At 61.9% G+C, this 25,277-nt stretch carries 26 protein-coding genes and 1 pseudogene; 13 read left to right on the forward strand and 14 right to left on the reverse strand.

The features are described from left to right. Window positions 1–7 precede the first annotated feature (7 nt). The 5 genes from EY713_RS09945 to EY713_RS09965 all read left to right on the forward strand — a co-directional run bounded on the left by EY713_RS09945 (window position 8) and on the right by EY713_RS09965 (window position 4,960). The gene (locus tag EY713_RS09945) at window positions 8–733 is read left to right on the forward strand and encodes an ABC transporter permease (protein ID WP_131114648.1); all 726 of its coding nucleotides are present in this window, start codon (window positions 8–10) and stop codon (window positions 731–733) included. A 42-nt stretch (window positions 734–775) separates the two neighbouring features. Next, the gene (locus tag EY713_RS09950; protein ID WP_131114649.1) at window positions 776–1,873 is read left to right on the forward strand and encodes an NAD(P)/FAD-dependent oxidoreductase; all 1,098 of its coding nucleotides are present in this window, start codon (window positions 776–778) and stop codon (window positions 1,871–1,873) included. Between the two features lie 23 nt (window positions 1,874–1,896). Continuing rightward, complete coding sequence (locus EY713_RS09955) at window positions 1,897–2,250, forward strand: cupin domain-containing protein (protein ID WP_131114650.1); 354 nt, start codon at window positions 1,897–1,899, stop codon at window positions 2,248–2,250. A gap of 163 nt (window positions 2,251–2,413) precedes the next feature. Beyond that, the gene (locus EY713_RS09960; RefSeq protein WP_131114651.1) at window positions 2,414–3,802 is read left to right on the forward strand and encodes an aldehyde dehydrogenase family protein; all 1,389 of its coding nucleotides are present in this window, start codon (window positions 2,414–2,416) and stop codon (window positions 3,800–3,802) included. Between the two features lie 663 nt (window positions 3,803–4,465). Then, window positions 4,466–4,960 (forward strand): hypothetical protein, encoded by a 495-nt coding sequence (locus tag EY713_RS09965; protein ID WP_245572963.1) that lies wholly within the window; start codon window positions 4,466–4,468, stop codon window positions 4,958–4,960. A 116-nt stretch (window positions 4,961–5,076) separates the two neighbouring features. Here the strand turns inward: EY713_RS09965 and EY713_RS23150 are convergent, their stop codons facing one another. From EY713_RS23150 to EY713_RS09980, 3 genes are all read right to left on the reverse strand, one after another. After that, on the reverse strand, window positions 5,077–5,382 hold the full coding sequence (locus tag EY713_RS23150; protein ID WP_131114652.1) for a DUF1007 family protein: 306 nt from the start codon (window positions 5,380–5,382) through the stop codon (window positions 5,077–5,079). A 98-nt stretch (window positions 5,383–5,480) separates the two neighbouring features. Then, window positions 5,481–6,692, reverse strand: a complete 1,212-nt coding sequence (locus EY713_RS09975) for a hypothetical protein (protein WP_131114653.1) — start codon at window positions 6,690–6,692, stop codon at window positions 5,481–5,483. A gap of 51 nt (window positions 6,693–6,743) precedes the next feature. Further along, window positions 6,744–7,211 (reverse strand): hypothetical protein, encoded by a 468-nt coding sequence (locus EY713_RS09980; RefSeq protein WP_131114654.1) that lies wholly within the window; start codon window positions 7,209–7,211, stop codon window positions 6,744–6,746. A 308-nt stretch (window positions 7,212–7,519) separates the two neighbouring features. On the opposite strand from EY713_RS09980, the gene EY713_RS09985 reads away from it, so the two are divergent. Beyond that, window positions 7,520–7,876, forward strand: a complete 357-nt coding sequence (locus tag EY713_RS09985) for a helix-turn-helix transcriptional regulator (protein WP_131114655.1) — start codon at window positions 7,520–7,522, stop codon at window positions 7,874–7,876. 268 nt (window positions 7,877–8,144) lie between these two features. Here EY713_RS09985 and EY713_RS09990 read toward each other — a convergent pair whose 3' ends face one another. The 6 genes from EY713_RS09990 to EY713_RS10015 all read right to left on the reverse strand — a co-directional run bounded on the left by EY713_RS09990 (window position 8,145) and on the right by EY713_RS10015 (window position 14,066). Beyond that, complete coding sequence (locus EY713_RS09990) at window positions 8,145–9,284, reverse strand: nickel/cobalt transporter (RefSeq protein WP_245572964.1); 1,140 nt, start codon at window positions 9,282–9,284, stop codon at window positions 8,145–8,147. A gap of 17 nt (window positions 9,285–9,301) precedes the next feature. Continuing rightward, on the reverse strand, window positions 9,302–9,958 hold the full coding sequence (locus tag EY713_RS09995) for a DUF1007 family protein (protein ID WP_245572965.1): 657 nt from the start codon (window positions 9,956–9,958) through the stop codon (window positions 9,302–9,304). A 62-nt stretch (window positions 9,959–10,020) separates the two neighbouring features. Next, window positions 10,021–10,482, reverse strand: a complete 462-nt coding sequence (locus tag EY713_RS10000) for a cytochrome b (protein ID WP_165491087.1) — start codon at window positions 10,480–10,482, stop codon at window positions 10,021–10,023. Between the two features lie 84 nt (window positions 10,483–10,566). Further along, window positions 10,567–10,917 carry a CopM family metallochaperone gene (gene copM / locus EY713_RS10005; RefSeq protein ID WP_131114657.1) on the reverse strand — a complete coding sequence of 117 codons (351 nt, stop codon included), beginning with the start codon at window positions 10,915–10,917 and terminating at the stop codon, window positions 10,567–10,569. A 178-nt stretch (window positions 10,918–11,095) separates the two neighbouring features. Beyond that, the gene (locus EY713_RS10010) at window positions 11,096–11,485 is read right to left on the reverse strand and encodes a hypothetical protein (RefSeq protein WP_131114658.1); all 390 of its coding nucleotides are present in this window, start codon (window positions 11,483–11,485) and stop codon (window positions 11,096–11,098) included. A gap of 52 nt (window positions 11,486–11,537) precedes the next feature. Further along, window positions 11,538–14,066: a heavy metal translocating P-type ATPase gene (locus EY713_RS10015; protein WP_245572996.1), complete on the reverse strand. Its 2,529-nt coding sequence runs from the start codon at window positions 14,064–14,066 to the stop codon at window positions 11,538–11,540. Between the two features lie 192 nt (window positions 14,067–14,258). On the opposite strand from EY713_RS10015, the gene cueR reads away from it, so the two are divergent. Next, complete coding sequence (cueR, locus tag EY713_RS10020) at window positions 14,259–14,663, forward strand: Cu(I)-responsive transcriptional regulator (RefSeq protein WP_131114660.1); 405 nt, start codon at window positions 14,259–14,261, stop codon at window positions 14,661–14,663. 42 nt (window positions 14,664–14,705) lie between these two features. On the opposite strand, the pseudogene EY713_RS10025 reads toward cueR, so the two are convergent. From EY713_RS10025 to EY713_RS10040, 4 genes and pseudogenes are all read right to left on the reverse strand, one after another. Continuing rightward, window positions 14,706–15,245 (reverse strand): annotated as a pseudogene (locus EY713_RS10025) (efflux RND transporter permease subunit); the annotation flags it as partial. A gap of 26 nt (window positions 15,246–15,271) precedes the next feature. Further along, window positions 15,272–16,591, reverse strand: a complete 1,320-nt coding sequence (locus EY713_RS10030) for an ATP-binding protein (protein WP_210215327.1) — start codon at window positions 16,589–16,591, stop codon at window positions 15,272–15,274. 41 nt (window positions 16,592–16,632) lie between these two features. Beyond that, on the reverse strand, window positions 16,633–17,292 hold the full coding sequence (locus EY713_RS10035) for a response regulator (RefSeq protein WP_131114662.1): 660 nt from the start codon (window positions 17,290–17,292) through the stop codon (window positions 16,633–16,635). Beyond that, complete coding sequence (locus tag EY713_RS10040; protein ID WP_131114663.1) at window positions 17,273–17,914, reverse strand: undecaprenyl-diphosphatase; 642 nt, start codon at window positions 17,912–17,914, stop codon at window positions 17,273–17,275. Before EY713_RS10040 ends, EY713_RS10035 begins: the two co-directional genes overlap by 20 nt. A gap of 190 nt (window positions 17,915–18,104) precedes the next feature. Between EY713_RS10040 and EY713_RS10045 the strand changes: the two genes are divergently transcribed. Both EY713_RS10045 and EY713_RS10050 read left to right on the forward strand, forming a co-directional pair. After that, a complete protein-coding gene (locus tag EY713_RS10045; RefSeq protein WP_131114664.1) occupies window positions 18,105–18,890 on the forward strand; it encodes a COG4705 family protein in 786 nt (261 codons plus the stop codon). A gap of 83 nt (window positions 18,891–18,973) precedes the next feature. Further along, complete coding sequence (locus EY713_RS10050; protein WP_131114665.1) at window positions 18,974–19,231, forward strand: hypothetical protein; 258 nt, start codon at window positions 18,974–18,976, stop codon at window positions 19,229–19,231. A gap of 381 nt (window positions 19,232–19,612) precedes the next feature. Here the strand turns inward: EY713_RS10050 and EY713_RS10060 are convergent, their stop codons facing one another. Next, entirely contained in the window at window positions 19,613–20,011 is a 399-nt protein-coding gene (locus EY713_RS10060; RefSeq protein WP_131114667.1) for a histidine kinase, read from the reverse strand. Window positions 20,012–20,644: 633 nt separating this feature from the next. Between EY713_RS10060 and EY713_RS10065 the strand changes: the two genes are divergently transcribed. The 4 genes from EY713_RS10065 to EY713_RS10080 all read left to right on the forward strand — a co-directional run bounded on the left by EY713_RS10065 (window position 20,645) and on the right by EY713_RS10080 (window position 25,272). Continuing rightward, window positions 20,645–22,216 carry an alkaline phosphatase family protein gene (locus EY713_RS10065; RefSeq protein ID WP_165491089.1) on the forward strand — a complete coding sequence of 524 codons (1,572 nt, stop codon included), beginning with the start codon at window positions 20,645–20,647 and terminating at the stop codon, window positions 22,214–22,216. Between the two features lie 143 nt (window positions 22,217–22,359). Then, window positions 22,360–23,436 carry a YncE family protein gene (locus tag EY713_RS10070; RefSeq protein WP_131114669.1) on the forward strand — a complete coding sequence of 359 codons (1,077 nt, stop codon included), beginning with the start codon at window positions 22,360–22,362 and terminating at the stop codon, window positions 23,434–23,436. Window positions 23,437–23,458: 22 nt separating this feature from the next. After that, on the forward strand, window positions 23,459–24,463 hold the full coding sequence (locus tag EY713_RS10075; protein WP_131114670.1) for an ABC transporter substrate-binding protein: 1,005 nt from the start codon (window positions 23,459–23,461) through the stop codon (window positions 24,461–24,463). Continuing rightward, a complete protein-coding gene (locus EY713_RS10080) occupies window positions 24,460–25,272 on the forward strand; it encodes an ABC transporter ATP-binding protein (protein WP_165491090.1) in 813 nt (270 codons plus the stop codon). Before EY713_RS10075 ends, EY713_RS10080 begins: the two co-directional genes overlap by 4 nt. Window positions 25,273–25,277: the final 5 nt, after the last annotated feature.

Below are 25,277 nucleotides of genomic sequence, written 5' to 3' on the forward strand. Positions count from 1 at the left end.
CCACCCGATGGGGGCCGATCAGCCTGTCTTGGCTAAAGGTGCTGGCCTTACCGTACTAATCGCTATTATCGGCGTATTGTTTGGCCTTCCCATCGGCCTACTAGCCGCCCTCGCTCGCCTGTCCCAACATAGGCTTCTGCGTCGGGTTTTCGATGCATACGCGTTGGTCTTCCGCGGCACGCCGATGCTTGTGCAGATATTCATCTTATACTACGGGCTTGGTGAGTTCAGCGCCGTACGACACATCCCGTCTCTGTGGTGGCTGATCGGTGACGCCTTGCATTGCTCGATCTTGGCTGTGGTCTTGAACACCATCGCCTACACTTCCGAAATATTCCGCAGCGCGTTTATGGCCCTGCCACGTGGAATGACTGAAGCAGCGCAGGCCTGTGGAATGTCGTCCTGGACGACCCTCATCCGCATTCGCTTTCCGTTGGCGCTACGGCAAGCCTTGCCAGCGTATGGCAACGAGGTGGCCATCATCGTCAAGGAGTCGAGCCTCGCTTCTACGATTACGGTTCTTGAGATCACCGGTTATGCAAAGCGCATGATGAGCGAAACCTTTGCGGTGATGGAAGTCTTCGTCATGGCTTCGGTGTTCTACCTGGCAATCAACTTCGCCGCACTAGGAATAGTGCGCGTGGTGGAGCGCCGACTTCGCGGTCAGAAGTCGTTTCTCGACGTGAGGTGGCGCTGGAAGCGGGTGCCATGGAATGCGCCGAGCGGAGCCTGAACGATCCTTCCAGCCTGTAGACCTCCTCTTCGAGAGAACACCATGAAGCTCATCGTCGTCGGCGCTGGGATAGTCGGGCTGTCTTGCGCCCGCGCAGCGCTACTCTGCGGACATCAGGTTACGATCGTCGAACAGGGCCCGATACCGCATCCGCAGGGCGCATCCTTCGATCACCACCGGCTCATTCGCTATCAGTACGGCGATGCCATCGGCTACACGCGAATGGTCGATCAGGCCTTCCAGGCTTGGGAGCGAGTGTGGGACGATCTCGGCGTCACCCACTTTCACAGGACGGGGACTCTGGGGGTGTCGACTCGCCCTGGAGATTACACTGACCGGTCTGCGTCCACGTTCGAGCGGATAGACATTCCCCATGAACGGCTTCGTGCTGCGGAGATCGAGGCGCTATGCCCTCAGTTGTCTCTCCCGGAAGGGGCTTGGGGGCTGCTGAACCATGACGGGGGCGTGCTTTTCGCCGATCGGATCGTGACGGGCTTGGCCGAATGGGTTCTCGCCCGAGGAGCCAATTGCCGCGAACATCGTCGCGTCGACGCCGTAGACGAGGCTTCCGCGACCGTGATCCTCGAAGGCGGTGAAACGCTGCAAGGAGACGCCCTAGTCATCGCGGCCGGTGCATGGCTGCCGACACTCCTCCCCCGCTTCGCGGCAATGCCGACCTACCGCCAGGCTGTTTGCTACGTCGACCCGCCCGCGGAAGACATGCCGCATTGGCAGACCGGCCCATGCCTGACGGACCTTGGCGAAGGCGACAATTATGCCCTGATGCCCGTGGGTGGCACCGGGCTGAAGTTCGGCTCCGGTGCGCATCGACGCGCTGCGAAGCCGAGCGATGGATTCGCCGCTTCGGTCGAGGAAGGCCACGAGGTCATTGCCCATTTCAGGCCATACCTGCGCAATGCTGAACGTTACCGGCCAGTACGAATGGCGGTCGGTTACTACGTGATGGATGGGACCGGACACTTCCACGTGACGCAATCCGGCAAAGCAGCGGTCGTCACGAACTGTGATGGGCAGATGTTCAAGTTCGGCCCCCTGATAGGGGAACGCACGGTTGAGGTCCTCGCGGGCCGCGCCGATGCCACCGATCTCCGACGCTGGGCTTCCGGACAGGCCTCGTAACTCTCTCACCTGGAGCTTCCATCATGAGCAAGTTAACCTTTTTCGACACCGAGAACGCACCGGAACCGCGACTTGGGCAGCCCTTGCCGGAACGGTTGGTGGAGGGAGATCCACGTTTCAAGACGTGGGACATCTCCGCGACTCCCGACGGACGGGTCCGGGCAGGAATCTGGGAAGCGACTCCAGGCGCCTATCAGGCCATCAAGGGTTCGACCTGGGAGTTCTGCACGATCCTGTCCGGCGTCTCCGAGCTGGTGGAGAGTGGTCTGCCGCCACGGCGCATCGAGGCTGGTGATAGCTTCGTCATGCAGCCTGGATTTGAGGGCGTGTGGCGCGTTATCGAAACCACCCGGAAGCTCTGGGTTTCCCAGGATTAGAAGCGAGGCCGGTCGACTTACCAGGACAGGTGAGGCCGGGCGCACCGAACGCTTCGACGCCAGTCGGATCAGCAGCGCGGAAGGAGTGCCGGTTGGATCACGCCACCAGCGGGCGGCGATCGGCCGGACCGTGCTTGCCCTCCCGTACAAAGGACCATTCGTGATGTCTGATGACGCCTCGATCGAGGTACGTAGTCCGTACGACGGGCGGATCATCGGCGCCGTACCTCGGTTCGATGCCAGTCTTGCAAGTCTTCTCGTCGACCAAGCTCAGGTCGGCTTCGCAACTATGAAACAGCTATCGCGCGCTGAACGGGGTGCCATTCTCGACCGTGCGGCCAAGCTCGTCGAAGCCGATTCTACGGGCTATGCGGACCTGATCGTCGCGGAGGCCGGCAAACCTCTGAAGCAGGCTCGTCGAGAGGTGGCACGCTGCATCAACACTTTGGGCCTCTCTGCGGAAGAGGCGCGGCGCAACGCCGGCGAAGTCATTCCATTCGACGCCTTCGCGGGGAGTGAGCGACGGCAGGGATGGTTTTCTCGCGAGCCCTTGGGAGTGATTGCAGCTATCACGCCATACAACGATCCCTTGAACTTGGTTGCCCACAAGGTGGGGCCGGCTTTGGCCGGCGGGAATTCGATCATCCTAAAGCCGTCCGAACGAACGCCGCTCAGCGCTCTTCGCCTCCTCGCGACGTTGAAGGCAGCCGGACTCCCCGAGGATGTCCTCTGCGTCGCGGTCGGCGATGGCGCTCTTGGTCAGGCGATCGTCTCCTCTCGCTCGGTTCGCATGGTGACGTTCACGGGCGGCTTTCGCACGGGAGAGCGCATAGCTGCTTCGGCAGGTTTGAAGAAGTTGTCCATGGATCTCGGCGGCAACGCGGCCGTGATCGTCATGGCTGACGCCGATATCGACACGGCCGTCACTGCCTGCGTTTCAGGTGCCTTCTGGGCCGCCGGACAGAACTGCATCGGCACGCAACGCATCCTGATCCAAAGACCCGTCTACCAGCGGTTCCGAGACGCCTTCGTAGCGGAAACGCTAAAGCTCAAGGTCGGCGACCCTTCCGAACCAGACACCGACATAGGACCGCTCATCTCCCAAGAGCATGCGCGATCCGTCCTGGCGCTAATCGACGAGGCCCTTGCAGGGGGGGCAGCCTTGCTCGCTGGTGGAGGCCTTGATGGCGCCTGTCTCCGGCCCACCGTTCTTGAAGCCGCCCCACGAAGCTGCGCGGCCTGGCGTGAAGAGATCTTCGCCCCCGTGGTTCTTCTGGACGCCTTCGACGATCTCGATAACGCGATTGCGATCACCAATGCGCCGGAGTACGCGCTTCATGCTGGCATCTTCACCGAAAACCTTAGCACGGCCATGCTCGCCGCCGATCTGATCGAGGCAGGCGGTATCATGATTAATGACTCTTCTGACTACCGCTTCGATGCTATGCCTTTCGGCGGATACAAGTACGGTAGCATGGGACGGGAAGGCGTTAGGTTTGCGTACGAAGACATGACGCAGCCGAAGGTCGTCTGTATTAATCGAAGTCGCTGAAGAGGATGGCTTGACAAGCATACCGATAAACAATCCAGCAGCATCAGGCGACAACGTTTCAAAAAATATGAATCCCAATTGTGACCTGAGGCCACACGCGTCTCCACGCCGCAGAGGGCTCAAGCCTTCGGCACGACGACAATACGCTCCGTAACATCGAGGTTTGTACCCTATTGGCTTCCTGTTCGACCTGGACGTCGACGCCGCGGGCGAGATCGGTCTGCTCCATTAGGATTACATGGAATCGAATGCAGCTTTGGCTTTGTGACGCTTCGGTTACGCCCTGTGAGGGAAAGTGAAGAAACCGCTGTGATCAATCACGATCCTAGCTAGCACTTGCCGTCAAGAAGGAGGGAGGCGCGCGGCCCTCCCTCCCCACAAGGCCCCTGCCGGGTGTCCCCAGTCTTCCGTTGCTCCCTTCGTCTCGCTCCCGTGCAGACCCGCTTCGCGTCCGCTCCGGCTAAGCCCCCGGGTGGGCGATCCCCCCTCCCAGTAGCGACCTTGCCCCCTCCCTCCTCGCGGTTCGCCACGTGGCAAGCCGGCAGACGGGTAGGCCGCCTGACGGCGAGTGGGAGACAAGGGAATGGCAAGGTTTACGTTGACACGGGACGCCTACGTGCCGAGCGGGGCGACCAGGATAACGGACAGGCGAGCGACGCGGTCGTGTTCGTCTACGCTGCGGGGAAGAAAAGGCCGGCTGCGCTGGCGTTCCACGGCAAGGCGACGAAGCCCGATTGGCATCAAGTGTTCTCGGACGAAGCAGCACGGGAGAAGGCCGTCAGGAGGCACCTTGAGAGCTACCGCCCGGCTGCCACGCGGAGGGCGGAGCGCCGAGTCCTCGCGTCGAAGCCGCACGGCCTGGAAGTCGGGCACGTGCTGGTGGCGTCGTGGGGCTACGACCAGACCAACGTGGACTTCTACCAGGTCACCGGGCTGTTCGGTCGGTGCATGGTCGAGGTCAGGGCCATCGCGCAGGCGGACGGGAGCACGGGGAAAGAGTCATGGTCGACGGGTAAAGCCATGCCGGCGCTCGACGCCTATAAGGGTGAGCCGCTGCGCCGGCGCGTCGGCGGCCAACGCCGGACGGTACGCATTGACGATGTCAGGACGGCGCACGTGTGGGACGGGCGTCCAAAGAGCTGGACGGCCTACGCGTGAGCCAACTTGTAATGAGTGGGCGGCGAAGCGGCCCAGGATTGCCCATGTCAGAAGATCGGCCAAGGTCCAGGTCAACGATTGAGCAAGCTGGATTCAGTCGCGCATGGGAATCATGATTAAGGGCAGGCGATGATGGCGCGAGCGGCGAGTTTCAGCCCAAGATCGATCCCGGGCGAAAGGTTCGAGAAGAACGACTCTGATAGTTTCTGCTTGTCGGAGGGATCGAGGTCCTGCGGTTTCGACACGCTGGTCGAGCAGCCACTCGGGGCCGCGTCCAGTTTGACCGGGTCCTTGTCGTCGAGACTGGGCCGACTGTCCCGCCGCGTGAACTCGAGTGTCGTGCCGAGCGCGTCGCCGACGGCTAGCCCGAGGAGAGCGCCACGAGCACGGTCGATGACGTCAGCGGGTGTGATCGCATGCATGAGCTTGCCTTTGAAGATGGGAGAGTCTCAGCAAGCTTCATGGCAAGACGATCGTTCTTGCGACCCGCGGTCGCCGCTAGAGTTTGGAGTTCAAGAAGCTATCGAGAAAAATCGAACATGTTTTTCGTGATAATCTCTGCCTGCCCGCACGTTTGTCGCATGTACGCTACATTGCCGAGTAGTTGTTCCTTGAAGCTGTTGCTGTCCAACCTTGTGCGTCGATCGCGAGCTCCTTTCGCGATCTCGGCTGGCGTCACGTCGTCGTAGCTGATCAGGACTTGTTGCAGCAGGCCAAGCCTTCGTTGCATTTCGGCCCACTCGGGTCCGAACTCGTCAAGTTTCTCGTGGCAGACATCGAGCGCGAACGCCATCGTGTCGACGATCGCAAGCGAGGCCTGAACTGAAGATGAAGCTTGTGGCGACTTGAGACTCGGGTTTCTGGTCAGAAAATTAATAAGATCCGGACTGAGCTTGGGAAGACGCTGCTGATAATAGGTTTCAGCCTCGGCCGCAGCTGCTTGCGCCTGAGCCTCGGCGTGCAGCTGCACGCGTGCCGCTTCAGCCTGCTGTTGCGCGAGCTTGCGTGCAGCCTCCGCGGCAGCCGCTTTGACCTCCACTTGCTCTTCGAGCTGCTTACGGCTGTCTTCAGCCTGCTGCTGGGCGGCTTGCTTCTCATCAGCTACCTTCTCGGCATCTGCAGCTTCGGTTTCGGCAGCACGCTGTTGTTGCGCGACCTGTTCAGCGGCGACAGCAGCCGCTGCATCCCGTTCAGCCGCCTCCTTGATCCGTTGGGTCAACAGGCGACGAAGATCCATTTTCTGATCGGCCGGCAGTGTGCTGAGATCGATTTTCGAACTGAGTGTCGTCAACCGATTGCGACGGCTCCTCGGCGTGGTGTCGGCAGCGGCCGAAGCCATCTCGGTTTTGAGCTCGGTGACGAAGGCTGCCCTTTGTGCGGCCTTGGTGTTCGACGTGTCGAGCTGGCGCAAAACTTGAGCCTGGGGACTATAGGGCCCTTCGAGGTAATTCAGCATCATAAGCGTGCGCTGTCGGTTGCTCGACGTCATGCATGCGGTCATGCGCTGTTTCAGGGCATCGAAGGCTGCTTGGTCCCACTGCTCGACTGCGATGCCGTAAGGGGTCGATCCGGTGATCCAGCGTTGGTGGGTGTAAAGCTCCGGGTCCACAGCGGAACAAGGATAGGCCGAAAGGGTGGCACTCGCCTCGGCAGCTCGAACATTGCCGGTCGTGGTTGCGAGAATGGCGGCGATGGCGAAAGTCGTGCTGAAAATTGTGCTGAGCGTCGACAAGTTTTGTCTCCCGCAACTGTGTGATGAGGGTGAAAAAAGACTGATATGAATTCAGAATGGCGAGTCGGCTTCGATCCACAGCTCGTCCTTGGTGGCGCTGGTCCACTGCAGCGTGAAGGACACATCGTGGCGACCGACGTTTAGGAACACGTCCGCGGTACACAGGCGGAGCTCGGAGCCCTTGCTGTTCACCGGGACGAAGCCGGTCTCCTTGATGTCGCCGAGCTTCGCGACTTTGCCACCCGTCTTCTTGGCTGAAGGTGCATCCTCGAGGGCGCCGATGAGAAGCCCACGGGCGGCGTCGCTGTCACAGCTTGGGAGGACGCCAGGCACGAACGACGAGGCCAACTCTTCGTTCGTGCTTTGATGATGCATGGCGTGGTAGCCGGACCAAACGGCCGGCACGATAAAGCCGATCAGCGCGAAATGCTTCGCCGAAAGTGTTTTGCCTGTGGCACGTCGGGCGTCATAGCGCGCCTTCAGTCGTGCAATCAGGCTGATGTTCGGGGTCCCGCTCATGTTCTCAAGTCTCCAGTGATATCCGGAGGTTCACGGCGGCCGGTGCGAAGTTTCTGGCGCAGCGGTATTGCTGGCCATCAAGGGCGATAGACATCGCGGCTGGTGTTTGGCCATCGCCGAAAGAGACAATTTGCACAGGCCGGCATTTGCAATGCAACAAGATCGCCCGGGCTCCATTTTCGCAGCCGCACTCGCACGTGGCTGCGCTTCAACAAATGCTTGGAATTAGAACTCGGCTTCGTCAGGAAAGGTGATGAACGAAGTTTACTTCGTGGTCAAGGTCCACTCTCGAAGTCAAGCTTCGGGCGATGAGTGGAGCACTGAAAAAGGTTCTGGGGCTGAAGGTGCGGGCTGCCCGGCAGTACCGTGACCTGACCCAGGAGGAGTTGGCGGCTCAGATCGGGCGAACCCCTGAGAGCGTGTCCAACATCGAGCGGGGTCTTCAGCTCCCTAGCCTCGACACCCTCGTCGAGCTCGGACGCATCTTGGGCGTCCCCGTCGCCGAGTTTTTTGATGAGGACAGCGGTTCCTCACGATCTGCGGAGCGTATGTTGCAGGAAGCTCGTCTACGCGAGATTGCAAGGTCTCTGTCCGACCGCGATCTCGACATCGCCATCGATCAGGTGAGCGCATTTCTTGCTTCGGATCAGGCGACCAGATGCTGAAGACTGTCCTTGTCTAGTCGCCGAGGGTTCACTGCCGACCAAAGCTGACGCTGATCATCGATCAGACCTGAATTGGCGGCTCTGCGCCTATCAGTGTTGTTCGGGAGTTTGCGGCCTCGACCCGCCAGCAGACATCACATTGCGTCCGAATCGCGAGAATTCGCACGGCTCGCCGAGTCGAATTCTAGGCCCGGTCGGCGCTGTCTCGGGTGCTGAATGTCTGGAAGGCTGCTGGCCAGGGTCGGGTTATCCAAATGGTATCGATCGATTACGCGCCCGTGCTCATCACGCCCAGGAAGAGGCCGATTCCGAGCAGAAGGATCAGTGCACCGGCTCCGGCCTCCAGGGCACGCAGCACAAGCTCACCTCGACGTGATCCTCCTCCCGACAGCCGGACTGCAAGACCCCCGGCGAGGACGGCGAGGCACGCCAGCGCACTAGTCGTGATCGCCGTTCCCAGGGACATCGCCAAGGTCGCCGCAACACCGGCGAGGAAATAACCTTGAGCGAGCGCGAAGACGAGCACCAGGATGGCTCCTGAGCAAGGCCGCAGTCCTGCGGCGACGACAGTCATCAGGGCGCTCGTCCAGGAGAATTGGTCCCCGAGCGTCGCGGGATCGGGGGCGTGGAAATGTCCGCAGTGATCGTCGTGGACATGCCCGGCCACGCCGTGCGGCGTGTGTGCCAGCGGGACGATCGGGTGGCTCACGTGGCCAAGCCCATGCGAGGAGCGGCAGGCTTCATCGTGATCGTGACGGTGATCGGATTCCACGACGGCCATCGACTCGTTCGCGGGAGGCCGAGCGTGGCCGGGAGCCGAAATCGAAGTATCGCCGCCGGATGGTCGTGCGTGCGCCCGCCATGCCCGAAGAAAAGCCACGCCCTTGCGCCAGACGAGCCACAGACCGAGGAGGGCGATGCCCGCGTAACTTAGGCTTTCCACGATCCGGGCCGCATCCTTCATAACCTGCGCGGTCGCGTGGAAGACGAGCGCCAAGACGCCGATCAGGGCGATGGCCACGACGCCTTGCAAGGCCGCCGCGAGGAACGAAATGATGACCCCGCGCCTCAACGCTCGCTCGTTGGCGAACATGTACGAGGCGACCACGGCCTTGCCGTGTCCCGGGCCGGCGGCGTGGAACACGCCATAGAGGAAGCTGAGGCCCGAAAGAATCCACAGCGCCGAGCCGTCCGCCTTCGCGGCCCGCACCGCGCCGGAGAGCATCTGTTCGTAGGCGGCCTGTTTGGCGAGAAGCCAGCCCGCGATGCCGGATGCGCTCCCGCCTCCTTCGGAAATTCCGACGCTGAACGGGTTGTGGGCCTGGGCGAGAGCGGGGGTGCGGCTCGCGATACAAGCCACCGCGAGGGCACCAAAGCAGGTCGCGAGGCGGGCCATCTTGCTGTTCATCGGAGGTCCGATCACGATCACGGGCAGGCGACGATGGCGCGCTCGGCCAGCTTGATACCGAAGTCCACGCCCGGCGACATGTTGCTGAAGAACGCCTCCGAGAGCTTCTGATTGTCGCCGGAGTCGAGCGCCTTCGGCTTGGACACCGAGGAGGAGCAGCCGTTCGGAGCGGCGTTCAGCAACACGGGGTCCTTCTCCGCCAGGTTGAAGGACACAAAGTATGTGGGGTCGTAGACGGCCAGCGACAGCACGGGCTTGGCCATGGCCGGGACCTTGAGCGGCAGCGTGAAATGGAGGGTCACCAGCTTGTCGCTGCTCTCCTCAAGCCAATAGTCGACCGGGGCGCCGAACTCGGCTTGCTTGCCCCCGGCCTTGACGACGGTGAAGAAGCCGAATTCCGCCAGGGACTCGACGTTCGTCTTGGCCAGCGGCGCCATTTGCTCCCTGGTCAGGACGGCGCCTTCGGGCCCGAGGCCTTGGGTGACGAAGGACGAGTACATGTCGTCGAAGCGCCAGGCATGCCGGATGCCCGTGACCTGCCCATCGGGGGCGAACAGCACCTCCTCCGTGGCCGTGACGAACACGTGGGGATGAGCGTCCGCCGGCGCCGCCGACATCGCCGCGGCGATGCCCAACGATCCGGCCCAGAGAGCCACTCTCAACATCGGCGACATCGGCGGGTTCCCAGTTGCGGACCGGCTCGTGCGAGCCCGAGGCTTCGAAGTCATTCGATCAATCATTGCGGGCTCATCCGCCGCAACGTGGCGTCCCTGAGGACGAGCGCATGCCAGAGGACGGCGGCGACGTGGATCGTGACCAAGGCCAGGAGGATCTTGAAAATGATCACGTGGGCCAGGCTGATGGGCCACCAGAAGTATGACGCGATGGCGCCCGTCAGCCCTTCGCAGATCAGCACCGCGTAGAAGGCGGCATGTACGACGCGCGCCGTGCAGGTCGCCCACGCCGATCCGGTGCCTCCAGGCATCGGCGCCCCGATCCAGAGCCGAAGCGCCAGCCGCCCGACCATGAGGGCGACAAGCCCCAGCCCGAGCTTGAGGTGCAGGCCGTGCAGCAGCAGGTCGGTGGGGTCCTGCCGCTGCCCGATCATGTGGACGGCGTGCGTTCGCACGATGGCGCCGCTCGTCGCGTACTGGACCACGACCAGGGCGGCCACCAGCCAGTGCAGGAGGATCTGCACGCGCGCATACCCCGAAGGGCCCACCCTGACATTGAGGGCTTGTCCGGCTGCATCTCCCCCGCCGATGGCCACTGCCGACCTGGCCTAGTTCTTGGCGAGCCAAGCCTTCATCTCGGCGATCTCCTTCTCCTGCGCCTTGACGATGTCGGTCGCCAGGGTGCGGAGCATCGGGTCCTTGCCGTACTGCAGCTCGACCTTCGCCATGTCGATGGCGCCCTGGTGGTGGGGCATCATCATCAGGACGAAGTCCTTGTCCGTCTTGCCCGTGGGCTTCACGTCCATATTTTTCATCATCGTCTGCATGGACGCCGTGAACGCCTTGTCGGCGGGTGTCCCCGCTTTGCCGCCCATGTCCATCTTCATGTCCTCTGCGCTGGCCATGGCGGGTACGCCCAGGACTGTGACAATAAGCGCGGCCTTCAGAATGGTCTTCATGTGGTTTCTCCTTGAGTGATGGAGCCGGCGCTGCACGCTCGGCCATTTCAGCCCGTTTTTAAGGGCGCGCACCGCGTTCGCGACGGCGAGTGAGCCGTCGGGAGACGCAGGGTGTTCGATGGGTTGAGGTAAAAAGTCGAGCGCGCACCATTCGCGGCTCTCGACGGCTTCCGCCGCCCTAGACGGAGGGCCGGGTTCTCGGGGGCCTCGACAGACCCTTCGGGTCTATGCCGGCGTCGACGCGAACAACGAGGGCGACGATGCCGCTCGCGACCGGGGCCGGCACGAGCAACGGGAACCCCTCGGCGAACATGGCCAACGAGCACGCCGCATGACAGCAGGCCGATTTGCAGGGCGCCGTGTGGACGTGCCCGCCGTCACCGCGATCCACGGCTGCGGCTTCGTCTCCATGAAAGATGGAAGTCGCGACATGGACATCGTTCGGGCAATCACTGACGCCGCCGAAGGCGAACGCCGATGTGCCACCCGCTTGGAGCGCGAGTGCCACGATCGCCAGAAGCATCAAACTCACGCTGAGCCGGCGGACGAAGGCGTAGAAAGTTTCCATTCGACGAAGACCCTACAACAACGTTCTGGTCGTTTCCAGCGATCAGGTGAGATCAGTCGAGCCGCGCCGAACGCAGACGCAGGGCGTTGCCGATGACGGAAACCGAACTCAGCGACATCGCGAGCGCGGCGACGATGGGGCTCAGAAGGATGCCGAAGGCCGGGTAGAGGACCCCGGCGGCCACCGGAATGCCGATCACGTTATAGGCGAAGGCGAAGACGAGGTTCTGCCGGATGTTGCTCATCGTCAGTCGGCTCAGCGTCCGGGCGCGGGCGATGCCGGCCAGGTCCCCCTTGACGAGCGTAACGCCGGCGCTCTGGATCGCGACCTCCGTCCCGGTGCCCATCGCGATGCCGACGTCAGCCTCCGCCAGCGCGGGGGCGTCGTTCACGCCATCCCCGGCCATGGCCACCACACGCCCCTCCGCCTTGAGCTTGACGACGGCGGCATGCTTGCCTTCGGGCAACACGTCACCTTGCACATCGGCGATGCCCAGTTGCCGTCCGATCGCTTGGGCCGTGGCCGTGTTGTCACCCGTCAGCATGACGATCCGGATGCCATCGGCCCGCAAGGTGTCGAGCGCGGCTGCCGTGGTCGGCTTAACCGGATCCGCGATGGCGATCACCGCTCCCGGGACGCCGTCGACCGCCATGAACAGCGCGGTCGCGCCATCGCCGCGCAGCGAGTCCGCCTTCGCGTCGAGAGCGCCGGAGCCCACTCCGAGTTGCAGCATCAGCGCCTGATTGCCGAGCGCCACCTTTCTGCCGCCGACCGTGCCGGTGACGCCCTTGCCCGTCACCGAGGCGAAGTCGATCGGATCCTTGATCGAAATGCCACGGTCCTTCGCCGCCGCCACGATCGCGGCGGCCAGCGGATGCTCGCTCGATCGTTCAAGGCTTGCGGCGAGGCCTAGGATTTCGCTCTCCGATAATCCTGCGGCAGGCACGATGGCCGTCACCTTGGGTTTGCCTTCGGTCAGGGTGCCTGTCTTGTCCACCACCAGCGTGTCCACTTTCTCAAGGCGTTCCAGCGCCTCGGCGGACTTGATCAGGATGCCGGAGCCCGCGCCCTTGCCGACCCCGACGCCGATGCTCATCGGCGTGGCGAGCCCGAGGGCGCAGGGGCAGGCGATGATCAGCACCGAAACGGCTGCGATGAGCCCGTAGGCCAGAGATGGAGCCGGGCCCCAGACGGCCCAAGCGCCGAAGGCCAGGACAGCCACGGCCAGCACCGCAGGCACGAAGTAGCTCGCGACGAGATCGGCCATGCGCTGGATCGGAGCACGGCTGCGCTGCGCCTCGGCGACCATCTGGACGATCCGTGCCAGCATCGTATCCGAACCGACCTTGTCGGCGCGCATGACGATGGACCCGGTCCCGTTCACTGTTCCGCCGATGAGCTTGTCCCCGGCACGCTTGCCAGCGGGCATCGACTCGCCCGTGACCATCGACTCGTCCACGGCACCCTGGCCGTCGAGCACGATGCCATCGACCGGCACGCCGCTGCCGGGCCGTACCCGCAAGGTGTCGCCGACCTGCACATCGGCCAGGGGAACTTCCTCATCGGCTCCACCCGCCGCGACCCGCCACGCGGTCTTGGGCGCGAGGTTCAGAAGCGCGCGGATCGCACCTCCGGTCTGGTCGCGGGCGCGAAGCTCCAAGACCTGGCCGAGCAGCACGAGGACGACGATGACCGCCGCCGGCTCGAAGTAGACCGGGACCATCCCGCCCATCTCGCGGAACCCGGCGGGGAATATCCCCGGCGCGAAGGCGGCCACAAGGCTGTAGAGGTACGCGGCCCCGGTGCCGAGCGCGATGAGGCTGAACATGTTGAGGTTGCGGTGAACCACCGAGGTCCACCCACGGACAAAGAACGGCCAACCCGCCCAAAGGACCACCGGGGTGGACAGTGCGAATTGGATCCAGGTCGAGATCCGGGGAGGAACGAGCCTGTCCAGGCCCAGCCCGGGGATGTGGCCACCCATCTCAAGCAGGAAGATCGGTAACGCCAGCGCAAGCCCGATCCAGAAGCGGCGGGTCATGTCCGCCAGCTCATGGTTGGGCGGTGCTTCCGCCGTGACTGTCAGCGGCTCCAGCGCCATCCCGCAGATCGGACAGCTGCCGGGCCCCTCCTGCCGAACCTGCGGATGCATCGGGCAGGTGTAGATCGAGCCTGCCGGTGCCGGAACCGCCGGGGCTTGCGAGGGCGAGAGATATTTCGCGGGATCGGCCAGGAATTTCGTGCGGCACCCAGCCGAACAAAAACAGTAGGATCGGCCATCGTGCTCGGCCCGGTGCTTCGCGGTCGCGGGGTCCACCGACATCCCACAGATCGGGTCCTTGACCTCACTGGGCGCTCCATCGGTCGGCGACGCGGCCTGGGTGCCGTGCCTGCCACCGCACCCGCATCCATGCGCGGCGGCCGTGTGTTTCACGGGCATGCCTTCGGCAGCCGGGTCGTCGGGGGCAACGTATTTCGCCGGGTCCTCCACGAATTTCGTTCGGCATCCAGCCGAGCAAAAGAAATAGGTTTCACCCGCATTCTCGGCCTTCTGAGTGGCGGTCTCCGGGTCGACAGTCATCCCGCAGACCGGGTCCTTGACGACCGCAACGGATACCGGGGTTATGGCCGCCTGCGCTTTGCCACAGTTGCTTTGGCAGCAGCCGTCGTTGGTTTCGTCTTGTGCGGTTGTGTTCATGGGAATTGTCCTTCCCGGCCGTCCTGCGCCTTCCCATAATAGTAAGGTCAAGCGTTATATTCGAGGCGACCAGGAATGCAGATCGGACAAGCGTCACGGACGTCGGGCGTCTCAGCCAAGATGATCCGCCACTACGAGTCCATTGGGCTGATTCCTTCCGCAGGACGCCGGTCCAGCAATTATCGGGACTACGACGACGCGGACGTCCACCGTCTTCGTTTCATTCGTCGATCGCGTGACCTGGGCTTTTCCATCGACCGCATCCAGGACTTGTTGAAGCTATGGAGCGATCGCGATCGAGCCGGTTCGGAGGTCAAGTCGATCGCCCAGGCCCACGTGGCTGAAATAGAGACGAGGATCGCTCACATGCGGGAAATGGCCGACGTGCTCTACGCCCTGGCGGACGCCTGCGAGGGAAACGATCGTCCGGAACGTCCCATCATCCGAAGCCTGGCGCGGAATGGGGCGTCGGGACATTAGTCTTGTAAAAGCCCGAAGCGTGCATCGAGGGGTAACACAACGTCACTCTGCCGCCTGTCCGTACGGTAGCCGCACGGATTGCGGCTCGGCCTGCAGACAGGCTTTCGGCAGGTTCCAACCTTTGATCGAGGCATAGATCGCCGGGATCACGATGAGGGTGAGCAGCGTCGAGGAGACTATGCCGCCGATCATGGGAACCGCGATGCGCTGCATGACCTCAGACCCCGTTCCGGTGCTCCACAAGATAGGGACCAGTCCGGCCATAATGGCGACCACGGTCATCATCTTCGGGCGTACCCGCTCGACGGCGCCGAGCATGATGGCTTGATCGAGGTCGGCCCGGGTGAACCGGCTGCCGAGGGTTTCGCAGGCCGCCCTCACCTCGCCGAGCGCTAGGTCGAGATAGATCAGCATGACCACGCCCGCCTCTGCCGCCACGCCGGTCAAGGCGATGAATCCCACCACGACCGCGGCGGACATCTTGAAGCCCAGCCACCACATCAGCCACAGACCGCCGACGAGCACGAAGGGCAGCGATAGCATGACGATCAGGGTCTCGGTCTGGCGACTGAAGTTGAGATAGCGATGATTGGGGGCGGTCCAGTGCGTCAGCTCATGCGCGAGGGTGCCGGAGTAGCTTCGGGATTGACCGATGCCGAGTGGGCCGGTGTCGTCGCTGGCTGACTCTTCACGAGCACACAAAGGCCCGTTCGATCTAATCGATTGCGGAGCGTGATTGTTAAGCCATGTTGAGCGGCGACCGAACTGCAGATGGCAAGCCCAAGGCCACTCCCATCGACGGTCGATGGTGGTCCGCGGAAAAATCGATCGAAGACGCGCGTCAGCAGTGAGGGGTCGATGCCCGGTCCAGTGTCAGTGATCGTGATCCCGACCGCCCCATTTCGACCGCTCACCGCGATATCGACGACACCGCCGTTCGGCGTGTATTTAAGGGCGTTGTCGATCAAATTACCAAAGAGGATGCGCAGATCACCAGGGTCCCCGCAGAAGGGTGCGGGTTCCTGTGCCGTGACTCCAAGGTCGATCGACCGGCTCTCGGCGAGCGCGACATGATCAGCGATGGCCGCAACTACGATGCTGCAGAGATCGACATCGATACATTGGTGGACATCAGCCGCCGCGTCGTATCGAGCGACGCGCAGCAGTTGCTCGATCAGGGTGGAGGCGCGCCGTATGCCGTGTTGCAGATCTTCGATGGTGATCGGGTCGGCGGTCGACGCCGACGCATCGAGATTGCCGATCTGCAAGCGGAGTGCCGTGAGCGGAGTGCGAAGTTCGTGGGCGGCATCTGATAGGAATTTGCGTTGCTGGTCGAGTGAGACACGCAGACGCTCGATCAATCGATTCATAGCGACGACAAGCGGCGCGATCTCTATTGGCACTTGGGCGAGATCGAGCGGCTCGCGGCTATCGGGCGGGAGTCCCTCGACTTTCGTGGCGAGCAGTTTCAGATCGGCTAAGGCCCGCCCCATACTCCACCCGACAATCACGAAGCCGACTGGAATGAGAAAGAGGAGCGGGATAGCGGCTTGGACAGCCGCGCTTTCGGCGAGTTCCTGCCGTACCGCAACTTCCTGCGACACCTGCACGGTGCCGGCCACGTCGATCGAGGTGAAGACGCGATAGCCGGTGCGTCCGACTTCGATTGTCGCAAAACCGGCACGCGGTTGGCGCGGAATGCCGATCTCGTCTGGGACTGTCTGAGGCAGCCCGCCATCCACGGGCCAAATCTGGACGCGGAGATTGTCTTCAGGGTCGCTTGCTCCGAAAAACGACGTCTTGATCCGCAGGGGCGGGCCTGCGATCGAGGCTACTTGCCTGAGCTGACCGTCCATGAAGCCGTTGGCTTCGTGCAAAGCGAACAAGTAGGAGGCACCAGCTCCCGTGAGCGCAACGCCCGTGATCACGGCCGCCATCCACATTAGGGCGGTTTGACGAAGGGAGCGGATCAAATTTTGGCTACCATCCATCCAGCCCCACGCACGTTGTTGATCAGCGCCTTGCCGAACCGCTTCCGCAAGGAGTGGATCAGCACGTCGACGGCATTGCTTTCGACTTCTTCGCCCCAGCCGTAGATGCGTTCTTCGATTTGCCCGCGTGATAGGATCGTGCCCGGCCTCTCCAATAAAATACGCATGAGGGCGAACTCCCGGGACGAGAGCACGCGCTTCTCGCCTCCGAAGGCGAGTTCGTGGTTGCCGAGATCGAGGGTCAAAGCCGATGTTTGCAGCATCGATTGCGCGACCCCTGCGCGTCGGCGAACCACTGCGCGCATCCGGGCCACCAATTCGCCCATGTCAAACGGCTTGACGATGTAGTCGTCAGCTCCAAGGTCGAGCCCCGTGATCCGGTCCGCAACGGCGTCCCTCGCGGTTAGGATCAGAATCGGAGTTTGGTCCCCTCCGCTGCGAAGCCGCTTCAAGAGTTCAAAGCCCGTCGTATCCGGCAGGCCAAGGTCGAGAAGCATGGCCGCGTAAGCACCCATACGCGTCGAGCTTTCTCCGTCGAGTCCGCTGGTTGTCCAATCTACCGAAAAGCCCTCATTGAGCAACGCCTGTCGAAGGCTCCGACCGATCATGGCGTTGTCTTCAACGATCAGGATGCGCATCAATGCTCAACTTTTTCGAGAGTGATCTCGTGTCGTCTTCCGGTGAGAGAGGCAGCCCATCCCGGATAGTTTCGCTTGTCTTCATCACAATAAAGAGCGGCAAGCGCATGGCGCGGCTCGTCACCAATATCTCGGACAATCCAGCGATGAAGGCAGCTCCAAAAATATCGAAGGGGAAATGAACGCCAAGAGCCACGCGCGCCCATTCCACGGCGAGACCGACAGTGGCTACGGCAACGCCAAGCCATAGCGTTCGTTGAAAGGGGCGAAAAGCGAAGGCCGCAGCTGTTGCGAAGAGAAGCGTCGCATGGTCGCTCGGAAAAGAATTGTCGGGCGCATGGTCAAGGAGATTGGCGGCCAATCCAACCATGAAGGGGCGCGGATGGTCGATCAATGTCGAGACGACATGCGCGGCCAGGAGTGCCACACAGCCGGTTATCCCGGCCAAGACGGAAGCCTCCCGGTTTGGTCGCGAGCCGAACAACCAAAGTCCGATCAGGAGAACGGGAAGGCCGAAGACCGGCCACTGCGCCAGCGCCGAAAGCCAGAACAGCGTGGCGCCCGTCGGATCGGGAACGGAGAGCCACTGGAACACCATCTGGTTTGCGTCTGCCGGCGGCATGAGCGGCCTTACTGATACATGAGCCCGGAGTTGTTCAAAGATAGGCTTGGAGACTTAGCGGAGAATGAGCTGTACCGAACGGACCTTCCGCGCCGATGCTCATCGACACCTAAGTCTGCGCGACTAGCCTGCGGCTCTTCTCAGATCGCCACGACATTTGCGGGTGGTCTCAACGGCGAGACGGTTCCCTATGGCTCCAGCACCAAAATTATCCTCGACGCTGCTCAACAAGGTTCCGCAGGTGACGATCTGGTTCTGGGTCGTCAAAATTCTCGCGACAACGGTCGGCGAAACAGGTGCCGACCTTCTCACCACGAATTTGAAGCTCGGGCTTACAGTGACCTCGTGGATTATGACAGCCGTGTTCATCGTTGCGTTGATCATTCAGGTGCGCGCTACCAATTATCGGCCGCCGCTCTACTGGATCACGGTGGTGCTCATCAGCGTCGTGGGTACGCTGATCTCCGACAACTTGGTCGACGGCATGGGCGTCAGTCTCGTCACGACATCCATTGCTTTCGCAATAATCCTGACCCTCGTTTTCTCGGCTTGGTATCGCAGCGAAGGAACATTGTCGATCCATTCGATCGTGACACGTAAGCGTGAGCTCTATTATTGGGGCGCGATCCTGTTCACCTTTGCGCTCGGGACCTCAGTCGGCGATTTGCTCGCAGAGCGCCTCAACCTGGGGTATGGCACGGCGGTGGTGGTCTTTGCAGCCATGATAGCGGCCGTCGCCGCGTTCTACTACGTTCTGAAGATTAACGAGATCCTATGTTTCTGGGCGGCCTACGTCCTGACGCGCCCGCTTGGCGCCTCGACTGGCGATCTCCTGGCTAAGCCGCATCTGGCGGGCGGCTGGGGCTGGGGCACCGTTAACACGAGCCTGGTTTTTCTCGCGGTGATCTCTGCGGTCGTGGTCTATCTCACCGTCAGCAAGGCCGACCACGTGACCGCCGAGCCGGCGCGTTCGTGAGATCCCCGCGTGGCCGGGTAGGCGCGCTGACGGCCACGCGTAACAGAAAAGCGCGTCACTCTCTGTCTTTGAAGGATCCTACTATGACCCGAACATCAATCGTCCTCGCACTCGCGACGCTCGCCTTCGGCGGCACGATGTCGTTCGCTTATGCTGATTGCGAGAATGACATGATCCAGCTCGAGTCGGCCCTAAAATCGCCGACGCTGACCCCACTCGCTAAGTCGGCGCTGCAGGACGCGAGCGTCAAGTCGGTTGCTGCAATGAAGAAGGACGACGACGCGACCTGTCACAAGGTGATCGCCGATGCCATGACGAAGTCAGGTGTGACCCTGAAGTAAAACCCTTTCAATCAACGTTCGACCGCAAAGCAACGTTGATATGACCATCGGTTAAAATAAAACCGCCCCAAGCATGAGCTCGGGGCGGGTTCCCGTATGTTAGTGGACCACCGCCTGGCCGCAGCGGTGCAGGTTTGGAGCGCGTGAGGGGTGAGGATCGATCACGAGCCGGCACGCCGGGCTGAGATCCTTGGTCCGTGCTTCGGGGCAGGCGACGATCCGCTTCTCATCCGGGATATCGGTCGTGCAGAGGCGGAAGACATCGGGCCGACAGGCATGCTGCTGCGTTGCTGCGCTGGCGCACGAGGCCACGCTTGCGACGGCGACCCGTGGAGGCATCCACCGAAAAGGGGTACATTCCCCGTCCAACCGGCGCGTCAATCATGCCGCGCCGCCCTTGTTGATGGCGCTGATTAGATCGTTGAGTGCGGACGCGCAGGTTGCTTGCTGCGGCTGAGGCGCCCGAAGAGCGTTGAGCACGCGGTCGATGGCTTTGTCGATGACGCGCCACTTGGCTGGATCGCTGAGCTTCATCGTGTCTTCAGCCTTGTCCCAGGCCGTCTCGAGGTCGGTACCGCGCTTCTGCGCGCCGGTGATATCGCCTTTGTTAATGAGTTCCAGTGTGTCAACCGCGATCGCTTTGTAAGACGACAAGTCTCCTAGAAACGTAGCGGCCAACAGTCCTGGCGAGGGTGGGGTCGGTGTCGCCGCCATAAGGGGCTGGCCGAAACCCCATAGAAGCGCAAAGGCCGAGAGTGTGGAGGTGGTCGGGTGTTTCACGATAGGAATTCTCCGAAACAAAGCGGAGCGACTTCGCCGCGCGGCGTTGAGCTAGCGCCTGGAAATGAGGGCAGCATTAGCGCCCCGCACTGTCGGAGTTTCTCAAGCAGCTTCGTCGCACTTGCAGGCTTGCGGTGATGGCCGGCAAGCGGTGAGAGAGAACGCCTTGTGATCGATATCTCGATGACGAACTTTGCTTCAAGGATCACGAGCCTCATCTCGTCCATAGGATTGCCGGCTTCGTGCAATTGAAAGCGGTCCAATCAGCCTGCGTGCTGGTGCCGTCAAAAGCCAGTATGCCCTTCGCGGGTGCCGCATGGACGATCACCGTCGTCGCGCTTCCCTTGCGAACAAAGGCTTTATCTGACATCGGCCCGCGCGGCTCGCTCGTGAACTGCTCAATGCCCCGCAAGCTGTCAAGTCTCACCGAAGCTGAGCTTCTGCCTCCTCGGCTAATGCGCCTGTATCACGATGCTTCGGCCGACGATTGCAGCGTCTGGTCGGCATCAGATGGCACGGTCCCATCCAGTCCCCGTACGCCGGCTGTCGCTTTTCCTCGCTCGTAGATCACTGTCATACCGCTGAGATAGGATGCGATCAGGCTTTTCGACAATGAAGATTGGAGAGGCTATCATGACCTTGAAAGCAATGACGCTGGCGCTGTTGGCTGGAATCATGGTCTGCGGTTCAGTGCAGGCAGCCCAAATCGAGCATGTTCTTTTGATCAGTGTCGATGGCCTTCATGCCCTCGATGTCGCCCGATACGTCCAAGACCACCCGACGTCAGCCTTGGCTGAATTGGCCAGCCATGGCACCACGTACAGCAACGCCAGCACGCCATCGTTGTCGGATTCATTCCCAGGTCTCTTGGCGCTGGTAACTGGCGGCTCTCCGGTGACGCATGAATTCTACTACGATGTCAGTTATTCGCGCAGCGTTTACAGCCCTAGCAACGTCGACTGCAGCGGAAAAGCCGGCAGCATGCTGGTTTTTGACGAGAGCATCGACGCGTATGATGCGGACCATATTTCCAAAAACATCATTGACCCGGCCGCGTTACCTCGCTTCCGCGATGGAAGCGGCAAATGCGTCGCGCTCTACCCGCACTCGGCTTTAAAGACAAACACGATATTTGAGGTGGTCAGGCAGAATGGCGGCCATACGGCCTGGGCCGACAAGCATCCGGCCTACGATCTCGTCAACGGCCCGTCCGGTAACGGAGTCGACGATCTTTACACGCCGGAAATCACGAACTTTAACGGGATTGACGCGACCGCCAGCGTCGATTGCACAGTTCTGAACGATCAAGAAAAGGTCAAGGCCATCATCAATGAGATCCATGGCCTCCGCCACGACGGAACCGCCGGAGCTGGCGTCCCAACCGTGTTCGGTATGGATTTTCAGGCCGTGAGCGTCGGGCAGAAGCTGGCGAGCGACAACAAGGACGGATCATGCGCACACAGCGGCCACACGGGCCAGCCAGGTGGTTATGCGGATGGGGCCGGTACGCCGACGGATGTACTCCGCTATGGCCTGGAGCAAACGGACACTGCCTTGGCCAGCATGATCAGCGAACTTAAGCAGCAAAAGCTCTACGACAGCACTCTATTCATCGTCAGCTCTAAGCACGGCCAATCGCCAATCAATCCCGTCAAGGTCAACAAGCCCGGCCATTTCGCCGATCTCGTGGCAGCTCTACCTGACGCCGGCTCGAATGCCGGAGCCCAGGCGCTCGCGTCGGCCGCAAAATGTGACAGTGGGCCGTGTGGTTTCGTGCAGGACGACGATGTCGCGCTAATATGGCTGGAGGACCAAAGCAAGTCTAAGGTCTTGGCCGAGTACCTTAATATCAATGCCAAGGCTCTGTTCATCGACCAAGTGCTCAGCGGCGACAATCTCCAGCTCACGTTCAACGACCCGCGGATCGATGGCCGCACGCCCGACGTCATCGTGCGTCCGACCCACGGCACCATCTACACGACGTCGAAGACCAAGAATGCAGAGCATGGCGGTTTGAGCTTCGAGGATACGAATGTGGCACTCATCGTGTCTAACCCCGGCATGACCGCGGCCGCGTCGAAGACACCGGTAGCGACCTCGCAAGTCGCACCGACGATCCTCAAGTCGCTTGGTATCTCACCCGAGGCCTTAATGTCCGTCAAAATCGAACATACGCCTCTGCTGCCCGGACTTTCGAAAGACTGATCTTCGCTGCGTCACAGCAAAGGACGTCAACTTTCCGAATGTTTCGAGCGTGTTGAAAGCGGACTGAAAGCTGAGCCGATTAGTCTGCTCGCAACATCGACGCTGCTGGATCAACCGGCTGCCGTTTTTCGGGAGAGAACCGCATGAGGACCGCAGTGGTCTTGGCGCTGTTGAGTACAGCCGCCGTGTTGCCGGCATCGCTGGCCGTTGCTCAGGATGGCTGGCATCTCAAATCCGCCACCACGATCGACGGCAAAGCGTCGGGCTGGGATTATGTGTCATTCGATGCCGTTGCGAACCACGTGTTCCTGGGCCACCGCAAGGAAGGTCTGCAGGTCTTCGATCCCGCGACCCATACGGTCGTCAAGGTCATCGATGGTACCGCGGAGGCAAGCTCGAACGGCGCCGTTATCATCCCTGACCTTGATCTCGGGCTGTCCAACAACGAGAACGGCACCATCATCCCATTCAAGCTCTCGACCCTAGACGCGAAACCGCCGGTCAAGGTGGGCGAGGATCTCGATACCAGCCATTTCGACCCGGTCGGCAAGCGGCTGGTAGTGAACCTCGCTGGCGGCAAAGATGGGACCGACCTGGTGATGCTCGATCCCACCACCATGAAGGACGTTGGCCACTTGCACGTCCCCAGCCATAAGGTCGAGGGGGCCGATAGTGACGGCACGGCGTTCTTCCTCGCCGCCCAGGATCTCGACAAGATCTACAAAATCGATACGGCGGGCAGCGAAGTGCTGGCCGAGATCGATGTCGCGACCCTCTGCGGCCAGCCGACCTCCATCGCGGCCGATGTGGCCGACGACAGGGTATTCGTCGGCTGCCGGGGTCGAGGTACTGTCAAGCCGTCTTTGATCGTGCTGGATGGGGCGAAGGGTTCGGTCGTCTATAGCGCGGAGATCGGCGCCGGTACCGACAGCCTGGCCTACGACCCCACGTTGAAGCGCATATTTTCGACCAATGGCCTCGGCGCCAACCTGAACGTCTTCGCGCAACAGGATGCCGATACTTACAAGCCGGAGGAGACGCTCGGCACCCGCGCTTTCGTTCGCACCATGGCGATGGATCACAAAACCGGCACGATCTACGCCGTCACGGCCGAAGGGTCGGCGGACCCCACCAAGAAGATCCTGACCAGCGTTTCGCCATTCTACCCGAACACCTTCTACCCCAATACGTTCACGGTGCTGGCCTACGGCAAGAACTAGAAACCTCGGGGAGAGTGACGACATGCTCAACACCAAGCAACGTCTGCAGCTCGTGACCGTAGCGGTCGCGTTGTGCGGTTCGCCGGCCGCATATGCTGCCGATAAGATCAGCATCATCGTGGGCGGCATGGAAAAACAAATCTACCTGCCGCCGGTCCTGTGTGAACGGCTGGGCTTCTTTAAGGAGCAGGGGCTCGACGTCGACCTCGTGAACAGCCGCGCTGGGGTCGAGGCCGAGAACGAGTTGCTGGCCGGGGCCGTCCAGGGCGTCGTCGGCTTCTACGATCATACGATCGACTTGCAGGCCAAGGGAAAATCGATCGTGTCGGTGGTGCAATTCAGCCAAGCGCCCGGCGAAGTCGAGATGCTGTCGACCAAGAGCGCCGCGTCGGTGAAAGGGCCTGCGGACCTCAAAGGAGCGACGCTCGGCGTCACAGGCCTCGGCTCGTCGACCGATTTCCTCACCCGCTTCATCGTCTCGCGGGCCGGGCTCAAGGCCGGCGACTACAGCCTGCTGCCGGTCGGGGCCGGCAACACGTTCATAGCCGCCATGAAGCAGGACCAGATCCAGGCCGGGATGACGACCGAGCCGACCGTCAGCCAGCTCGTCAAACGCGGCGAAGCCCAGGTCCTGATCGACCTCCGCACCCCGGACAAGACTGCCGAGGCGCTCGGCGGCCCCTATCCGGCCGCGTCCTTCTACGTGCAGTCGGCGTGGCTCGACGGCCATAAGGACGAGGCGCAGAAGCTCGCTAACGCTCTGGTGAAAACGCTGCACTGGATGCATGACCACAGCGCGGCCGAGATCGCGGAGCAGATGCCGAAGGACTATTACGTCGGCGACAAAGCGCTCTACGTGCAGGGGCTTGCCGACGGCAAAGCGATGTTCACCACCGATGGCCGGATGCCGGCGAATGGGCCCGAGACGGTGCTCAAGGTGCTGCAGAGCTTTTCCAAGAATGTGCAAGGCAAGTCGGTCGATCTCGCCAAGACCTACACGAGCGCCTATGTGGACGCCGCCAAGTGAGCGGCGCCACCCCGGCTATCGAACTCATCGACGTTACGCGCCGGTTCGTCACCCCTGACGCCAAGGTGATGACGGCGCTGCGGGACTTCTCGATGACGGTCGCGCCGGGCGAATTCACTTGCGTGGTCGGCCCCACCGGCTGCGGTAAGTCGACGACGCTCAACCTCGTCACCGGGCTGGCGCGGCCCAATCAGGGTGAGGTTCGCTTGTTCGGCAAGCCGGTGACCGGCATCAGCCGCGACATCGGCTTCGTGTTCCAGGCCGATGCGCTGTTTCCCTGGCGTAGCGTGCTCGACAATGTCGCGGCCGGGCCGATGTTTCGCGGCGCCGGAAATGCCGAGGCGCACGACAAAGCACGCGATTGGATCGCCCGCGTCGGCCTTTCTCGTTTCGAGAAGCACTATCCGCATCAGCTGTCGGGCGGCATGCGCAAGCGCGTCGCCCTCGCCCAGACCTTTATCAATCAGCCCAAAATCCTGCTGTTGGACGAGCCCTTCAGCGCGCTCGACATCCAGACCCGAACGCTAATGCAGGACGAATTGCTCGGCCTCTGGTCAGATGCCGGCGCTTCCGTGATTTTCGTGACGCATGATCTCGAAGAGGCGATCGCATTGGCCGACAAGGTCTACGTGTTGACCGCTGGCCCCGCGACCGTGAAGGCGGTCTACACGATCGACCTGCCGCGCCCTCGCGTGACGGCCGAGATCCGCTACGACCCCGCCTTTATCGACTATGCCCGCACCATTTGGGGCGACTTGCGCGAAGAAGTGCAGCGCAGCCACAACCAGGCCTCTGCGGCCGCCGCCTGAGGAGC

The organism is Lichenihabitans psoromatis (assembly GCF_004323635.1).
Classification (GTDB): domain Bacteria; phylum Pseudomonadota; class Alphaproteobacteria; order Rhizobiales; family Beijerinckiaceae; genus Lichenihabitans; species Lichenihabitans psoromatis.

What these genes read in the sequence shown, in the direction of transcription:
- EY713_RS10035 (WP_131114662.1), bottom strand. Translation starts at nt 17,292, where the DNA reads ATGCGCATCCTGATCGTTGAAGACAACGCCATGATCGGTCGGAGCCTT.
- EY713_RS10045 (WP_131114664.1), top strand. Translation starts at nt 18,105, where the DNA reads ATGGCTCCAGCACCAAAATTATCCTCGACGCTGCTCAACAAGGTTCCG.
- EY713_RS09945 (WP_131114648.1), top strand. Translation starts at nt 8, where the DNA reads ATGGGGGCCGATCAGCCTGTCTTGGCTAAAGGTGCTGGCCTTACCGTA.
- EY713_RS10040 (WP_131114663.1), bottom strand. Translation starts at nt 17,914, where the DNA reads ATGCCGCCGGCAGACGCAAACCAGATGGTGTTCCAGTGGCTCTCCGTT.
- EY713_RS23150 (WP_131114652.1), bottom strand. Translation starts at nt 5,382, where the DNA reads ATGCATGCGATCACACCCGCTGACGTCATCGACCGTGCTCGTGGCGCT.
- EY713_RS09950 (WP_131114649.1), top strand. Translation starts at nt 776, where the DNA reads ATGAAGCTCATCGTCGTCGGCGCTGGGATAGTCGGGCTGTCTTGCGCC.
- EY713_RS10070 (WP_131114669.1), top strand. Translation starts at nt 22,360, where the DNA reads ATGAGGACCGCAGTGGTCTTGGCGCTGTTGAGTACAGCCGCCGTGTTG.
- copM (WP_131114657.1), bottom strand. Translation starts at nt 10,917, where the DNA reads ATGAAGACCATTCTGAAGGCCGCGCTTATTGTCACAGTCCTGGGCGTA.
- EY713_RS09960 (WP_131114651.1), top strand. Translation starts at nt 2,414, where the DNA reads ATGTCTGATGACGCCTCGATCGAGGTACGTAGTCCGTACGACGGGCGG.
- EY713_RS10010 (WP_131114658.1), bottom strand. Translation starts at nt 11,485, where the DNA reads ATGGAAACTTTCTACGCCTTCGTCCGCCGGCTCAGCGTGAGTTTGATG.
- EY713_RS10075 (WP_131114670.1), top strand. Translation starts at nt 23,459, where the DNA reads ATGCTCAACACCAAGCAACGTCTGCAGCTCGTGACCGTAGCGGTCGCG.
- cueR (WP_131114660.1), top strand. Translation starts at nt 14,259, where the DNA reads ATGCAGATCGGACAAGCGTCACGGACGTCGGGCGTCTCAGCCAAGATG.
- EY713_RS10050 (WP_131114665.1), top strand. Translation starts at nt 18,974, where the DNA reads ATGACCCGAACATCAATCGTCCTCGCACTCGCGACGCTCGCCTTCGGC.
- EY713_RS10065 (WP_165491089.1), top strand. Translation starts at nt 20,645, where the DNA reads ATGACCTTGAAAGCAATGACGCTGGCGCTGTTGGCTGGAATCATGGTC.
- EY713_RS09990 (WP_245572964.1), bottom strand. Translation starts at nt 9,284, where the DNA reads ATGAACAGCAAGATGGCCCGCCTCGCGACCTGCTTTGGTGCCCTCGCG.
- EY713_RS09985 (WP_131114655.1), top strand. Translation starts at nt 7,520, where the DNA reads ATGAGTGGAGCACTGAAAAAGGTTCTGGGGCTGAAGGTGCGGGCTGCC.
- EY713_RS09995 (WP_245572965.1), bottom strand. Translation starts at nt 9,958, where the DNA reads ATGTCGCCGATGTTGAGAGTGGCTCTCTGGGCCGGATCGTTGGGCATC.
- EY713_RS09980 (WP_131114654.1), bottom strand. Translation starts at nt 7,211, where the DNA reads ATGAGCGGGACCCCGAACATCAGCCTGATTGCACGACTGAAGGCGCGC.
- EY713_RS10015 (WP_245572996.1), bottom strand. Translation starts at nt 14,066, where the DNA reads ATGACTGTCGACCCGGAGACCGCCACTCAGAAGGCCGAGAATGCGGGT.
- EY713_RS09955 (WP_131114650.1), top strand. Translation starts at nt 1,897, where the DNA reads ATGAGCAAGTTAACCTTTTTCGACACCGAGAACGCACCGGAACCGCGA.